Origin of the sequence: Bifidobacterium callitrichidarum (assembly GCF_003129905.1) — a bacterium.
Classification (GTDB): Bacteria; Actinomycetota; Actinomycetes; order Actinomycetales; family Bifidobacteriaceae; genus Bifidobacterium; species Bifidobacterium callitrichidarum.
On the sequence record NZ_QFFM01000001.1, the window covers coordinates 189,394 to 204,750 of the forward strand.

General features: G+C 64.3%; 9 protein-coding genes. 5 read left to right on the top strand and 4 right to left on the bottom strand.

Features of this window, described 5'->3' with window-relative positions:
- The first annotated feature begins 12 nt into the window (after positions 1–12).
- Positions 13–1,065 carry a ketol-acid reductoisomerase gene (gene ilvC, locus DF196_RS00680; RefSeq protein WP_094667944.1) on the top strand — a complete coding sequence of 351 codons (1,053 nt, stop codon included), beginning with the start codon at positions 13–15 and terminating at the stop codon, positions 1,063–1,065.
- 105 nt (positions 1,066–1,170) lie between these two features.
- Here the strand turns inward: ilvC and DF196_RS00685 are convergent, their stop codons facing one another.
- From DF196_RS00685 to DF196_RS00700, 4 genes are all read right to left on the bottom strand, one after another.
- Positions 1,171–2,982: a glycoside hydrolase family 13 protein gene (locus tag DF196_RS00685; RefSeq protein ID WP_109056006.1), complete on the bottom strand. Its 1,812-nt coding sequence runs from the start codon at positions 2,980–2,982 to the stop codon at positions 1,171–1,173.
- 217 nt (positions 2,983–3,199) lie between these two features.
- Entirely contained in the window at positions 3,200–4,222 is a 1,023-nt protein-coding gene (locus DF196_RS00690) for a LacI family DNA-binding transcriptional regulator (RefSeq protein ID WP_109056007.1), read from the bottom strand.
- Positions 4,223–4,565: 343 nt separating this feature from the next.
- On the bottom strand, positions 4,566–6,770 hold the full coding sequence (malQ, locus tag DF196_RS00695; protein WP_109056008.1) for a 4-alpha-glucanotransferase: 2,205 nt from the start codon (positions 6,768–6,770) through the stop codon (positions 4,566–4,568).
- 242 nt (positions 6,771–7,012) lie between these two features.
- On the bottom strand, positions 7,013–8,731 hold the full coding sequence (locus DF196_RS00700; RefSeq protein ID WP_109056009.1) for an alpha-amylase family glycosyl hydrolase: 1,719 nt from the start codon (positions 8,729–8,731) through the stop codon (positions 7,013–7,015).
- 269 nt (positions 8,732–9,000) lie between these two features.
- On the opposite strand from DF196_RS00700, the gene DF196_RS00705 reads away from it, so the two are divergent.
- The 4 genes from DF196_RS00705 to pulA form a co-directional block, all read left to right on the top strand.
- Positions 9,001–10,254 (top strand): extracellular solute-binding protein, encoded by a 1,254-nt coding sequence (locus DF196_RS00705; protein WP_109056010.1) that lies wholly within the window; start codon positions 9,001–9,003, stop codon positions 10,252–10,254.
- Positions 10,255–10,674: 420 nt separating this feature from the next.
- Complete coding sequence (locus DF196_RS00710; protein ID WP_109056011.1) at positions 10,675–12,048, top strand: carbohydrate ABC transporter permease; 1,374 nt, start codon at positions 10,675–10,677, stop codon at positions 12,046–12,048.
- Positions 12,048–12,944, top strand: a complete 897-nt coding sequence (locus DF196_RS00715; protein ID WP_109056012.1) for a sugar ABC transporter permease — start codon at positions 12,048–12,050, stop codon at positions 12,942–12,944. The genes DF196_RS00710 and DF196_RS00715 overlap by 1 nt, the downstream gene beginning before the upstream one ends.
- A 399-nt stretch (positions 12,945–13,343) precedes the next feature.
- Positions 13,344–15,357: type I pullulanase (pulA, locus tag DF196_RS00720; RefSeq protein WP_241519522.1), on the top strand; the 2,014-nt coding region annotated here is incomplete at its 3' end.

Here is a 15,357-nt window from a genome sequence, read left to right on the forward strand (position 1 = left end):
AGGAGTGCTTACATGGCTGCACAGATCTGGTACGACAACGATGCCGATCTTTCCGTTCTCGATGGCAAGAAGGTTGCCATCATTGGTTATGGTTCCCAGGGCCACGCCCATGCGCTGAACCTGCGTGACTCCGGCGTTGACGTGGTTGTCGGTCTGCGTCCGACTTCCAAGTCCGTCGAGTTCGCCAAGGAGCAGGGCCTCGAGGTCAAGTCCGTTCCGGAAGCCGCTGCCGAGGCCGATGTCATCATGATCCTGGCTCCCGACCAGTACCAGCGCACCATCTGGGCCAACGACATCGAGCCCAACATCAAGCCGGGTGCCGCCGTCGCCTTCGCTCACGGCTTCAACATCCACTACGGCTACATCAAGCCCACTGAGGATCACCCGGTGTTCATGGTTGCCCCGAAGGGCCCGGGCCACATCGTGCGTCGTGAGTACGCCGCCGGCCGTGGCGTCCCGGTCGTCGTGGCCGTCGAGCAGGACCCGCGCGGTGACGGCTGGGCCCTGACCCTGGCCTACGCGAAGGCCCTCGGTGCTCTGCGCGCCGGCGCCATCAAGACCACCTTCAAGGAGGAGACCGAGACCGATCTCTTCGGCGAGCAGAACGTCCTCATGGGCGGCGTGAACAAGCTCGTCGAGATGGGCTTCGAGGTCCTCACCGACGCTGGCTACCAGCCGGAGATCGCCTACTTCGAGGTCTGCCACGAGCTCAAGATGCTCGTTGACCTGATGAACGAGGGTGGTCTGAACAAGGCCCGTTGGTCCTGCTCCGACACCGCCCAGTACGGCGACTACACCAACACCGTCATCAACGAGGACTGCCGCAAGCGCATGGAATACCACCTGCAGCGCATCCAGGACGGCTCCTTCGCCAAGGAGTTCATCGACGATCAGGATGCCGGCGCCCCGCACTTCAAGGAGCTGCAGGAGAAGTACTCCAACGAGCGCATCGAGACCGTCGGCCCGAAGCTGCGCGCCATGTTCTCCTGGAACAAGGACGGCGTCAAGGACGCCGACGAGGCCAACTCCTTCACCGGCAAGATCGCCCGCGCCCAGGTCCAGTGACCTGATGCGGTGAGCATCCGCTGACTGATACATAAAAGAAGGCCGCCAGCCCGATTCATTCGGACTGGCGGCCTTTCGTATGCCCCTGCTACGCCATGGGACGTATCAGCGGATCACCCACGCGGACGTGTCGGTCGGCAGCTGGCCATCGGCGGTCAGCGGGCCGGACGTCAGCACCACATCGCCTTCGGGCAGGGCCACCGGGGCGGTGCCGAAGTTCGTCACGGACGTGAACGTGCGGCCATCCGCCGCCGCACGGGTGTACGCCACCACGTCATCGCCCATGTCCACCTGGGAGGCGGACGTATCGCGTGTGGCGGTCAGCGACTCCTGACGAATCGCCAGCGCCGCATGGTACAGCGCGAGCATCGAATCCGGATCGGCCTCCTCGGCGTCCACGGCGAAGTCCTTGAACCACAGCGGCTGCGGCAGATGCGGGTCGGCGGCCGGCGTGCCGTCTGCGCGCTCGGCGGGGGAGAAGCCGAAGGAGGCGCCCGTGCCGAACTGGCCGGCGGCGCACAGCGGCACATGGTTCTCGCCGGTGCCGTCATCGGCCGGAATCGGCAGGCTGAAGTCGGCCAGAGACGGTTCGTCGGAGGCGACCCACGGCAGCGGCACGCGGCATCCGTCGCGGCCCTTGTCCATCGTGGCCTGGTTGGTGTGGAAGGCGGTCGGATCCTCCAGGCGATCCCACGGGATGTCCGCCACCTCGAACAGGCCCAGTTCCTCGCCCTGGTAGATGTACGCGGCGCCCGGCAGGCCCAGCTCCATCAGCGCGGCGGCGCGGGCGCGCTTGGTGCCCAGCTCGCGGTCCTCCGGATAGGTGGAGCCGTTGCGCAGCAGCCAGTCGTGCGGCAGCTGGTGGTACGGCGCGCCCTTGACTTGCGGCAGACCGTAGCGGGAGGGGCTGCGCGGCACGTCGTGGTTGTTCATCACCCACGTGGTGGTGGATCCGCCCGTCTCCTCGGCGGCCTTGAGACCGGCGGCGATGGCTGCGCGGAACTCGTCCGCGAACCAGTTGGCCTCGGCGAAATCGAAGTTGAACGACTGGCCCAGCTCGTCGGGGGAGGCATATAGGTGCTGGTGCTCGGGCACCACCCACGCCTCGGCCACGGCGAAGCGCGGCGGATTGTACTCGTTGAACACCTCGCGCCACTCGCGGTAGATGTCGTGCACCTCGCGGCGGTCGAACAGCGGGTGGGAGAAGTCGTGGCAGAGCACGCCCACCACGTTGTACTCGCGGCCCAGCTCCTCAAGCGGCTTGGATTCGAGGTCCTTGGCCAGGCCGTGTGCCACGTCGATGCGGAAGCCGTCGGCGCCGTGATCGGACCAGAAGCGCAGGGTCTTCTTGAACTCCTCGTGGATGTCCTGGTTCTTCCAGTTCACATCCGGCTGCGCCTTGTCGAACAGGTGCAGGTACCACTGGCCATCCGCCACGCGCTGCCAGGCCGGGCCGCCGAAGAAGGACTGCCAGTCGTTCGGCGGCAGTTCGCCGTGCTCGCCGCGGCCGTCGCGGAAGATGTAGCGGTCGCGTTCGGGGGAGCCGGCGGCGGCGGCCAGCGCCTCCTGGAAGAAGACGTGCTTGTCGGCGGTGTGGTTCGGCACGATGTCCACGATCACCTTGATGCCGGCGTCATGCGCGGCCTTGGCCATGGCGTCGAAGTCGTCCATCGTGCCCAGTCGCGGGTCCACGTTGCGGTAGTCGATCACGTCGTAGCCGCCGTCCGCGAGGTCGGAGGGGTAGAAGGGGGAGAGCCAGATGGCGTCGATGCCGAGGCGCTTGAGGTAGTCGATCTTTTCGGTGACGCCGGCGATGTCGCCGAGGCCGTCGCCGTTGACGTCCTTGAAGGAACGTGGGTAGATCTGGTAGACGACGGCCTGCTTCCACCAGTCGTCATGGAGGTTGTTCGCGGTCATAATGTGCGTCCTTTCCGATTACGGGTGATGTCTGGGTGATGTGTGCTGCACTGCTTCTGCCGGCGACTGGTCGCTTCCGTTCGGGGTGGGCGTGCGGTAGCGACGTTGCCGTTGTTGATGACAACGATATCATGCAAATGACACAAACAAAAATCAGTATTCGGCGTTTCGCGGTGGCAACGTCGTCATAGGGATATGCCTACGCGAATACCTACACCTACGCTTGGGCTGGTTGGGGCGGCGCGGTGGTCTCGCGGAGCACCAGCGGCGTTGCGGGCTGGCGGAACGCGGGCTCGACGGGTTCGCCGGCGATGGCGGCCAGCGTCATGCGTCCGGCATCCTGTCCCATCGCGAACGGGTCCTGGTGCAGCGTGGTCAGACCCACCGACTGCGCCATCGGCACATCGTCGAAGCCGATGATCGAAAGATCCTGCGGCACGCGGCGGCCGTACTGACGCAGGCGGTACAGCACCGGCAGGGCCATGTCGTCGTCGCAGAAGCAGAACGCGGTGACGCCGGGTGTCGCGGTGATCACGGCGTTGAGCGCCGCGTTGGTCTCGCCGGTATCCCGCGGAACCTCGATGGAGCGGACGGAAACGCCCGGGTGCGTGGCTGTGGCGTCCAGCAGGCCCTGCAGGCGCGATTCGGCGCTGTAGCGCATGGTTGTCCGGGAGCGGGTGCCGCCCACGTAGGCGATGCTGCGATGCCCCAGCGCGATGAGGTGTTCGCTGGCGGCACGTGTGGCCGCGCGGTCGTCGATGCTCACGGCCGCGTCGAAGCCTTCGGTGGAGGGAATGTTGATGCCGATGATTGGTACATGCATGTGCTTGAGGCGTTCCACCTCGGCCGGTTCGATGTTGAAGGAGCTCACAATCACCGCGTCCGCGTTACGCCTCACGGGCAGATCCTCGAAGAAGCTGCGGCGTTCGTCCGCGTTGCTCATCGGATACACCACGGTGTCGTACCCGGCGGGCCGCAACGTGGAGTCGAGGCCGGCGAAGATGTTCGAGTTGAACCAGGTGGTGATGGTCTCGCTGGCCAGCAACGCCACGCGGAACGACTGGCCGGACTTCAGCGCGGCCGCCGAACGGGAGACGGAATAGTCCAGCTTCTCGGCCGCCGCCATCACCTTGTCGCGTGTCTCGGGAAGCACCAGATCGGGCTTGGCAAAGGTGCGGGACACCGTGGATACGGAGACGCCGGCCTCCCGCGCCACCGCCTGAATGCTTGCCTTGGTCATCGCCGCCCCGCTTTCTCCGTCATCGAAATCGTCATAGCTGTGACAACGATATCATGAGCGGGGTGCCGGGGTGCTCGGGCTAACTCGCTTACGAGGGGCTGATCCGCCGTTGCGGGGAGGCCTATCTGCGTTACGAGGGGCTCCCGAAGGGCATATCCCCGAGTATGAGACGCATCATTTCAACGCGGATACTTGCCGATATGCGGATGAGGAGCCCCTTGTAACGCAGATAGACCTTCGGAAACCATGGGAAGAGCCCCTCGTAACGCAGAAAGCCTGCCACTGCGCGCTGGGCAGTGGCAGGCTTCGGTCGGTTGGCTCCGGTTGGCTCCGGTTGGCTCCGTCAGCGGCGCTTGCGCTGCATCACTGCGGACAGCGAGCGGACGCGCGGCAGCGAGAACACCTCATCGGTGTGCACCACATGGCCGTGCTCGTCGGCCAGCGGCACGCGCCAGTTCGAGTATTCGTACGAGGTGCCGGGCTGGTTCTGCGAGCGGGTCTCGCCCACACCGTCCACTAGCGCCGCCTGCAACAGCAGCGACGGCGTATCGGTGAGCATCGCGTGCATCGCCTCCACGATCTCCTGGATATGGCCCTCCACATCCTCGGCCACCGAGGCCGGAATGTAGCCGCTTTCCACCAGACGGTTCATCATGGCCGTCCGTTCGGCCATCGCCGATGCCGCGAACGCCTCCACCGGCTCGCTGAGCAGATGCAGCTCCTCGCGCAGTTTGACGTGTTCGAAGTTCAGATAACCGGCGGTCGGCGGCAGGTCGTGCGTGGTCACCGAGGCCAGCGCCTGCTTGCGGTATTCGCCCGGCTCCTTGTACGGGTCGCCCGCGTTCGGGGAATCGTCCACGCGCGAGAACCATTCCACGTCGGTGCCGAGCACGCCGTGATCGGCCAGGATGCGGCGCACGTAATCGGGCACGGTGCCCAGATCCTCGCCGATCACCATGCCGCCTACGCGCGTGGCTTCGATGGCCAGCACGCCGAGCATCGCCTCGTGGTTGTACATCACGTATGCGCCGTTCTTGGCGCCGAGCCCCTGCGGAATCCACCACAGGCGGAACAGGCCCAGCACGTGGTCGATGCGTACGGCACCCGCGTGCTCGTACATCGCATGCACCATCTCGCGGTAGACCTGGTAGCCGGTGGACTCCAGATAGCGCGGGTTGAACGGGGGTTGGCCCCAATCCTGGCCCTGCTGGTTGTAGAAGTCCGGCGGGCAGCCCACGGTCACCGAACCGGTGGCGAAACGCTCCGGATTGGCCCAGGCGTCCGCGCCGAGACCGTGCACGCCCACGGCCATGTCCTGCATAAGACCCAGCGCCATGCCGCTTTCCGTGGCCGCCTGCTGGGCGGCGGTCACCTGCTCGGCGGCGATCCACTGCAGCCAGCGGTTGAACTCGAACAGGTCATGGTGCTTCTCCACCAGCTCCTGGACGGCCGGATCGTCGATGGGCTTCTCGAAGAACCAACGATTCTCGCCCCACGGCGCGCCCCACACCTCGAAGCACAGGCACCATGTGGCGAAGGAATCGAGGTCCGGGCCTGCGGTGGCTTTGAAATGCTCGAATTCCAGCTCGCGCTTGGCGTTGCGGCCTGCGTCGAAGATGAGACGCAGCGCCGGGCGCTTGGCGGACCATGCCGCGTTGATGTCCATCGGGGTTGCCTCGTCGTTGCGGGCGGCCACCGAAGCGTGCAGCTCGTCCACCTGCGCCTTGACGTCGGCCGGCAGCGTTTCGTATTCGGGGATGTCCTGCGGGCGGATGTACGTCACGTTGAGGAATCGACGCGATTCCGGCAGGTACGGCGAGGGCTCGAGCGGCGGGATCGGCGCGCCGGCGTGGATCGGGTTGATGAGCATGAAGTCCGCGCCGGATTCGTGCGCGGCGTCGATGAGCAGACGCTTGAGATCGCCATAGTCGCCCACGCCCCACGAGTCGTGGGAGCGCACGGAGTACATCTGCGTCATCCAGCCCCAGCGCTGCTGTTCGGCCACCTTGTCAGGCACGGGGATGCGGGCCGGCGCGGCGATGATGGTGGCGTGGCCGGTACGTCCGTCCGCCTGCGCGTCAAGCGTGTGGTAGCCCATCGGCAGGTCGGCATCGAGGCTCAGGATCGGATGCCCGGAATTCAGGTCGGGCAGCACGGTGACGCCGTCATACGCCTCGCCGTTCTCCAGGGTCATGGTGACGGTGACGTCCGCATCCGCCGGGCAGTTCAGTGCGATGGTGGTGGTCTGACCGACGTAGGCCACGATGGTCGGTGCCAGCAAACGTTTGCTGTTTTCCTCCTCCAGTTTCTCCATGGACCGGTCGATGGCCTCCGGGGTCGAGGCGTCCACGTCCAGCGCCTTCAACACCGCCACCAGCGCGTCGTCGCTGATTTCGGTGTAGGTGCCGAGCTGGTCGATGAACGAGGTGGCCAGTCCGCAGGCCTTGGCGAGCTTGATGAGCGGTCGGGCCAGACGCTGCGCGCTTTCCGTGCGTTGGGGGGTGCCGGTGTCGGTGGTTGCTGCTTCGTGAGTGCGCGCGTCAGTCATGTGGACTCCTTTGTTGGCTGAAGGTTGCTGTTCGTTTGCATTGCTGTTCGAATGCCGCTCTTCGCTGAGGTTTCGGTAATCTGACAGACCAATGTGCTTGCTGTGCTGTCTTCAACGGTAACTCATTTTGACAACGATTGCAATACGTCGGTGCGTTGGGGGCGCCGCCGCTTTGCAGCCGGATTGCGGTCGGCCAGTCCGTGGCTTTCGACCGCCACTGGGCGCCGGAACCGTATAGCCAATCATCCAATCACGGCGAACGACTGCGGGGGCAGGGTCAGCATCCCGCCGTCGACGGCCGGATCGCCCAATCCCAGCAGCACGGAAGCGTCGCCCGCAAGCTCCCCTATCGGCATCGCGACGTGTGCGGTCTCGCGTCCCGGATTCATGGCGATGAGCAGGGTGCGTGCGCCCTCGCCGTGGGTGCCGCCGGCAGCGCTTGCATTGGCGCTGTCGGCATCAACGCCGGAATCCCCGGCCGTATTCGGCCGGCGCAGATACGCGAACGTTCGCCCCTCGGCCGGTGCGGCGACCACGTCGAACCCGGCATCCGCATTCAACGCCGGCTGCTCGGCCCGCAACGCCAGCACTGAACGCACCCAGTGCAGCAGCGAATCCTCGCGTGCCTCCGCGTCCGAAACGGTCGGCGCATCCTCGGCCGCATCGATCGGCAGGTACAGCTCATCGGTGCCAGCGGTGGAGAACCCGAGATTCGCCGCACCCTCTTCCCACTGCATCGGCGTGCGGCTGCCGGTGCGCGTGTAACCGCCCTCCTTGGTGGGCAGCGGGCGGTATCGCATGCCGATCTCGTCGCCGTAATAGAGGAACGGGCAGCCTGGCATGGTCATGAGCATGCCGTACGCCACCTTGCGCTCGCGTTCGGTGAGGCGTTGCGCCGTGCGCAGGGTGTCGTGATTGCAGGTGATGAGGTCGAACAGGCCGCCCGCGCGCTCGGCGTCACGCAGTTGCGGCAGGTACTGATCGAGGAACGGCGCGATCGAGGCGCCCGAGTCGGCGTTGAAGTAGCTGCCGTCGCCCTCATGCGCGAGCGGGGTATCCGTGTTGCGCAGCAGCATGTTGTAGCCGTTCGGATTGCCGTCCCAACGCCAGTCGAGGTAGAAGTCCATGTCGAAGCCGGCCTGCATCGACTCGTACGGGCGCCCCCATTCGGAGACGAATGCGGCTTCGGGGAATTCGGGACGGATCTTCGAGAACAGGTATTGCCAGGTGCGGATGGTGAAGGGTTTGCCCGCCTCGTCGTGCTTGACGAGGCTGTCCGCCATGTCCACGCGGAAGCCGTCCGCCCCGCGCGAGAGCCAGAAGCGCATCACGTCCAGCAACGCCTCGCAGGTGGCGAGGGCGTCCGGGCCGAGCGCTGGCTTCTGCCAGGCATGCTTCGGGTGCGCGAAGCCGTAGTTGAGTGCGGGCTGGCACTTGAAGAAGTTGAGGATATAGGTGCCGTCGCGTTCGGTCTCGCCGCCGATGAACGGCAGGCCGTCGCCGCCGGAAATCCAGCAGTCGGTCCAGATGTAGCGTTCGGACAGCCCCTCGCGTTCGGCGGGATCGGCCTGAGCGGAGGCGCGGAACCAGGCGTGTTCCTCGCTGGTGTGGCCGGGCACCAGGTCGAGCAGTACGTGCATGCCGCGTTCGTGAGCCGCTTCGAACAGGGCGACGAGGTCGTCGTTGGTGCCGTAGCGTGCGGCCACTTGGATGTAGTCGCGCACGTCATAGCCGGCGTCCTTGAACGGGGAGTCGAAGCACGGGTTGATCCACAGCGCGTTGCAGCCGAGCCCGGATACGTAGTCCAGTCTGCTGATGATGCCGGGGATGTCGCCGATGCCGTCTCCGTTGGAATCGGCGAAGCTCTGCGGATAGATCTCGTAGAAACGCGCCCCCGAAAGCCAGCTCGGGCGGGCGAATGGACGGGGGGATTCTTGGGCGTGTCGCGCATTGTCGGTCATCGAAACTCCTTTGTTTGTGCGGGTTCACGGGTATTGCCCATCGATTGCAATACTACTGGTCTACCAAGAATTGCCAACGTATGCAAAAAACGTGCTACACTTACAGCCGACGATGTTCCGCAGCGTTGCAAACACGAAACATTCCTAGGCAAAACCAAGATGATGCGAGCGTATGCAACACAATATCCAGTGATGGATTGAAAACGTGTGCATCGAATCGAGAACTTTGGACGTAACCGGCCAAGAACAGAGAAAGAAAGGACCGATCAATGAAGATCAACTGGAAGAAGGCTCTCGGCCTCACCGCCGCCGTGGCCATGCTCATGCCGCTCGCCGCTTGCGGCGGCTCCGACTCCGGCAACGGTGGCTCCTCCACCGCCGGCACCGAGGACGTCACCCTGAGCGTTTGGGCCCCGCAGGAGGATCAGGCCAAGGGCGATGACGGCTCCGAGGCCTGGCTCACCCAGGTCGAGGCCAACTTCGAGAAGGATCACCCGGAGTACAAGATCACGTGGAAGAACGACGTGGTCTCCGAGGGTGACGCCTCCACCAAGGTGCAGACCGACCCGACCGCCGCAGCCGACGTCTACATGTTCGCCTCCGACCAGCTCGGCGCCCTCATGAAGGTCCAGGGCATCGGCGAGCTCGGCACCGACGCCGTCAAGCAGCTCAAGGAGCAGAACGGCGATCTGGAAGTCGCCTCCATGACCGGCACCGACGGCAAGTACTACGGCGTGCCCTACACGGACAACACCTGGTTCATGTACTACGACAAGTCCGCCTTCTCCGACGAGGACATCAAGAGCCTGGACACCATGATCTCCAAGGCCGCCATCTCCTTCCCGCTCAACGACTCCTGGTACATCGGCGGCTTCTATGACGGCCTGCAGCTCTTCGGCGAGAACGGCACCGACGAAAGCGCCGGCATGGTCTTCCCGAAGGACGCCGGCGACATCTCCAAGTACCTGGTCGACCTCGCCGCCAACCCGAACTTCCACAACAGCTCCGATAACTCCGGCCTGTCCGAGATGACCGAAGGCACCGTCAAGGCCTTCTTCTCCGGCTCCTGGTCCGCCGCGGACATCAAGAAGGCCCTCGGCGACAACTTCGGCGCCGCCCAGCTGCCGACCTTCACCGTGAACGGCCAGACCAAGCAGATGAAGTCCTTCGCCGCCACCAAGGCCGCCGCCTACAACCCGAACGCCAAGAATCCGAAGGCCGCCGCCCAGTTCGCCGCCTACCTCGGCTCCACCGAGTCCCAGAAGCTGCACTACGAGCTGCGCAACATCATCCCGACCGACAAGTCCCTGTCCAGCCTGACCACCGATGACCCGGTCGCCATCGCCCAGACCAACACCATGGCCAACACTGCCATCCTGCAGTCCGGTCTGGCTGGCATGGGCTCCTGGTGGGATCCGGCCAAGGCTTTCGGCGACGCCATCCTGAACAAGGAAGTCACCTCCGACAACGCCCAGGCCAAGACCGACGAGTGGGTCAAGCAGGTCGGCAAGTACGCCGAGTGACAGCCCGGCCGATAACCACAGACTTGGGCGACGGTAATACTCCACTCCTTCACGCCGCCCAACCTCACCTATAACTGAACATAACTGAAAACAGATAACTGAAAATCGGTGCTGGAGGTCCGTCAAAGGTACGCCAGTTGCGGGCGATGAGGGGAACCGCGATTCGCCCGCAATCCCCAGCACCACCAAGCGGTTTCGTCTTCTTGTTTCTCCTCCTCCTTCATTGCCAAGCAGAGCTCGGGCAGCGTGCACGCGGTGTCCGGGCTTTACTTGGGTCAGCGCAGGTTGCGGCGTCGGGGCTGCGGCCGGCAGGCGGGACGGCATCGGGAAACCACCAACTTTTCAACTATTTCAACCATCAATCGTTATCGTGAGAGGCGGTAGGGTGCAATGACCACAGCAACCCTTTCTCCGCGGGAGATGAAGCGCCGTCGCAGGATGGGCGCGGACTATGTGGCGCCCTCGCCGTATTCGGTGAGGAACGCGCTGACCAAGGGTGACGTGTTCACCAAGCTGTCCGCAGTCGTCTTCGGCCTCGGCAACATCGTCCGCAAGCAGTATGTCAAGGGCGTCGCGTTGCTGGCGCTCGAAGTCGCGTTCATCGTGTTCATGATCACGAACGGCGTGAACTACCTGTCCAAGCTGCCCAGCCTGGGTACCCAGAAGCAGGGCAAGCAGCTCGTGGACGGCTTCTGGGTGTACGTCCAGGGCGACAACTCCGTGGTCATCCTGCTGTACGGCGTGTGCACCATCGTGGCCTGCATCCTGTTCGTCTACCTGTGGACCATCTCCCTCAAGTGCGCGTACAAGGCGGAATGCCTGACCCGCCAGAACGGCAAGGCCCCGAGCCTCAGGGACGACCTGCGCGCGCTGACCGACGAGAAGGCCTACCAGCTGCTCATGTTCCTGCCGACCCTCGGCATCCTCGTGTTCACCGTGCTGCCGCTGATCTTCATGATCTCGATGGCCTTCACCAGCTACGACCGCAACCATCTGGTGCTCTTCGACTGGGTGGGCTTCGAGAACTTCGGCAAGTTGTTCTCCACCGGCAACGGCACCGTCAGCGCCCGTCTGTTCATCCAGGTGACCATCTGGACCCTGGTGTGGGCGTTCTTCGCCACCTTCCTCAACTTCTTCCTCGGCATGTTCTTCGCCATGGTCATCAACCGCAAGACCACGCGGTTCAAGGGCTTCTGGCGCGCGTGCTTCTCCATGTCCATCGCCGTGCCGCAGTTTGTGTCCCTGCTGGTGATGCACACCATGCTCCAGCCGACTGGCGCCATCAACCGACTGCTCATGCAGTGGGGCTGGATCGACCAGGCGCTGCCGTTCTTCACGAACACCACGTGGGCGCGCGTCACGGTCATCATCATCAACCTGTGGGTCGGCATCCCGTACACGATCATGCAGATCACCGGCATCCTGCAGAACATCCCGGCCGACCTGTACGAGGCCGCCAAGCTGGACGGCGCGAACTGGTGGCAGATCTTCACCCAGATCACCATGCCGTACATCATCTTCGTACTCACGCCGTACCTGATCACCACGTTCACCGGCAACGTGAACAACTTCAACGTCATCTACCTGCTGTCGGGCGGCGCCCCGGTGCCGATCGGCGACTCCGCCGGCACCACCGATCTGCTTATCACCTGGCTGTACAAGCTCACGGTCGATAAGAACGATTACAACCTCGGCGCGGTCATCGGCATCATGACGTTCATCGTCCTCGCGGTGGTGTCGCTGATCACCTACCGCAACTCCGGTTCCTACAAGAATGAGGAGGCATTCCGCTGATGAGCAACCACAGCATTCAGAAGGCTGAATCGCACAGCCTCATGCACGATGCGAAGAAGCGCCGCATCCTGGGAGACATCCTCTCTCACCTGTTCCTGGCCGTCATGGCCGTGATCTGGCTGATCCCGATCGTGTGGGTCTTCGCGGAAAGTTTCAACAAGAACACCGCTCCGTACACCAAGACGTTCTTCCCGACCGAGTTCTCGTTGGACAACTACATCGGCCTGTTCACGGACAAGACCGTGCTCGACTTCCCGAAGATGTTCATGAACACGCTCATCGTGGCGTGCTTCGTGTGCGTCATCTCCGTGGTGTTCGTGCTGGCCGTGGCCTACTGCATGAGCCGCCTGCGCTTCCGCACCCGCAAGACCTTCATGAACGTGGTGCTGATCTTGGGCATGTTCCCGGGCATCATGGCCGTCTCCGCCATCTACTTCATCCTTAAGGCCGTGGGCCTGACCAGCGAGGGACTGACCACCATCGCCCTGATTCTGGTCTATTCGGCGGGCTCCGGCGCCGGCTTCTACGTGATGAAGGGATACATGGACACCATCCCGACTTCGCTCGACGAGGCCGCGATGCTCGACGGCTGCACCCGCCTGCAGGTGTTCTACAAGATCATCATCCCGATCTGCAAGCCCATGATCGTCTACCAGGCCATCATCGGCTTCCTGACCCCGTGGCTCGACTTTGTGATGGCCAAAGTCATCTGCCGCACGCAGTCGAACTACACGGTCGCCCTGGGCCTGTGGCTCATGTTGCAGAAGGAATACATCCAGAACTGGTACGCGCGCTTCGCCGCCGCGGCCGTGGTGATTTCCATCCCGATCGCCATCCTCTTCATCGTCATGCAACGCTTCTATCAGGAATCGATGTCGGGATCGGTGAAGGGCTGAGCCGTTAAGCGGACAGTCCGGTGGACTGTCCGTAGGCTCAGCCTGAGCGAGGCGATAGCCGAGCGAAGGTCGGATTGAGCCCGGCCGCAGGCCGGTCCGTTCTTGCAGGGGCCGAAGGCGAGGTCGTTAAGCGGACAGTCCGGTGGACTGTCCGTAGGCTCAGCCTGAGCGAGGCGGTAGCCCGAGCGAAGGTCGGATTGAGCCCGGCCGCAGGCCGGTCCGTTCTTGCTGGACCGAAGGCGACTTTCTTTTCGGCTCCCCTCTCCGAGGGGAGCTGTCAGCGAAGCTGACTGAGGGGAGCCCCATTGCCTCGCCACCCATAGCACCACGTACACAACACAAATGGCTCCCGCCGAGTCCGGGAGCCATTCTCATATACCCCAAGGAAAGGAGCTTCCCGTGCCGCAACCCGCTTCACTGGCCGTGGCCGACTGGACCCCCGCCGAAACTGCCCTGCCATGCCCGGATTATCCGGTGTATACGGACGATGATCTCGGCGCGTTCCCGGACGCCAAAGGCACCACGTTCCGCGTCTGGGCCCCTACGGCCAGCGGCGTCACGTTGCGGCTGTTCAAGACCGGATCCTCGGACGAGGAGGCCGTGATCGACGATGCCGAATCCGTGGTGACAGCGGGGATGGAAACGCCCGTCTCCATCAATCCCGCCGCCTTCCCCTTCGAAACCTACGAGCTCGCCCCCGGCGCGGACGGCACCTGGCTGGTCCGCTGCGACGGCATCGGCCACGGCGTCTACTACGACTACATCGTGCGTTTCCCGGACGGCACCGAACATCGCACTGCTGACCCGTGGGCCCGCGCCGCCGGCGTGAACGGCCGCCGCAGCATGGTCGTGGACCTGAGCCGCACGGACCCGGACGGTTGGTCCGAAGACCATCGCCCGCACATCCCCAGTCGTGACCTGGTCATCTGGGAGACCCACATCGGCGACTTCAGCAACGACCCGCACAGCGGCGTGCCGTTCGAGCACCGCGGCACCTACCTCGCCTTCACCTACCCGAACACCAGCGTGGACGGCGACGGCGAATTCCCCACCTGCGTGGCATATCTCAAGCGTCTTGGCGTCACCGCCGTGCAGCTCATGCCGTTCTATGACTATGGCTCCATCGACGAATCCCTCGCGCGCGATGATCCGCGCCACGGCTTCAACTGGGGCTACGACCCGCTCAACTACAACGTTCCCGAAGGCTCGTACAGCACTGACCCGTTTGACGGCGAAGTGCGCATCCGCGAATGCAAGCGGATGATCCAGGCCCTGCACAAGGCTGGCATCAAGGTGATCATGGACGTGGTCTACAACCACATGTTCTCCACCGACAACTGGTTCGAGCGCATGATCCCCGGCTACGCGCTGCGGCGTCGCGAGGACGGAAGCTTCGCCGACGGCTCGGCCTGCACGAACGACGTGGCCACCGAGCATCCGATGATGCGCAAGTACATCGTGGATTCCGTGACCTACTGGGCGCGCGAATATCACATCGACGGCTTCCGCTTCGACCTCATGGGTCTGATCGACGTGGACACCATGAACGCCGTCCGTTCCGCGCTCGACCAGCTGCCGGGCGGCGCGTCCATCCTCATGCACGGCGAGCCCTGGGCCGCCCGCGAGACCGCGCTCGTTAAGGGCACGATTCTGGCGGACAAGCGCGGCATGCCGTACCTGAGCCCGCGTATCGGCATGTTCTGCGATTCCACGCGCGACGCGGTTCGCGGCCACGTGTTCTACCAGAAGGTGCCCGGTTACCTGACCGGCGCAGCCGCCGATTACGCCGACGACATCCGTCATGCCGAGGACGGCTGGCGTGGCACCCTGAGCGGCACCGCGGCCGTCGGCCAGCTCATCCAGTACGTGTCCGCGCACGACGACCTGACCCTGTGGGACAAGCTGTGCGCCACCATGCGCCCGATTCCCACCGAGGTCGATTACGCGGCCGAAGGCGAGTGCTGCGAGGATCTCATGCAGTCGAACCGGCTGGCGGCCGGCGTCGTGTTCACCGCGGCCGGCGTGCCGTTCCTGTTGGGCGGCGAGGAATTCGCCCGCACCAAACATGGCGTCTCCGATTCGTTCCGCAGTCCTGTGGCTCTGAACCAGCTCGACTGGCGCCGTGCGCAACGATTGAGCAGTCTGGTGGACCATTACGCGGCGCTGATTCGTCTGCGTCGCGGCAATCCCGCGTACTTCGGCGGTGCGCGCATGATTGTGCCCCGCGAGGACGAGGTGGTGGTGTTCCGCGTGGGCGATGACTGTGTGGCCATCAACCCCGCCGACGAGCCGCGCTCACAGGCCACGGTCCAGCTGGAAATGCCCGGCCCGTACGACGAGGTCTCGAAGATCGCGCCCAACGACTGGCGGTGCATCTACTGTTCCGAGCCCGGCATGCCCCCCCCCGCGGCCG

What these genes read in the sequence shown, in the direction of transcription:
- DF196_RS00710 (WP_109056011.1), top strand. Translation starts at nt 10,675, where the DNA reads ATGAAGCGCCGTCGCAGGATGGGCGCGGACTATGTGGCGCCCTCGCCG.
- DF196_RS00715 (WP_109056012.1), top strand. Translation starts at nt 12,048, where the DNA reads ATGAGCAACCACAGCATTCAGAAGGCTGAATCGCACAGCCTCATGCAC.
- malQ (WP_109056008.1), bottom strand. Translation starts at nt 6,770, where the DNA reads ATGACTGACGCGCGCACTCACGAAGCAGCAACCACCGACACCGGCACC.
- DF196_RS00685 (WP_109056006.1), bottom strand. Translation starts at nt 2,982, where the DNA reads ATGACCGCGAACAACCTCCATGACGACTGGTGGAAGCAGGCCGTCGTC.
- DF196_RS00690 (WP_109056007.1), bottom strand. Translation starts at nt 4,222, where the DNA reads ATGACCAAGGCAAGCATTCAGGCGGTGGCGCGGGAGGCCGGCGTCTCC.
- DF196_RS00700 (WP_109056009.1), bottom strand. Translation starts at nt 8,731, where the DNA reads ATGACCGACAATGCGCGACACGCCCAAGAATCCCCCCGTCCATTCGCC.
- DF196_RS00705 (WP_109056010.1), top strand. Translation starts at nt 9,001, where the DNA reads ATGAAGATCAACTGGAAGAAGGCTCTCGGCCTCACCGCCGCCGTGGCC.
- ilvC (WP_094667944.1), top strand. Translation starts at nt 13, where the DNA reads ATGGCTGCACAGATCTGGTACGACAACGATGCCGATCTTTCCGTTCTC.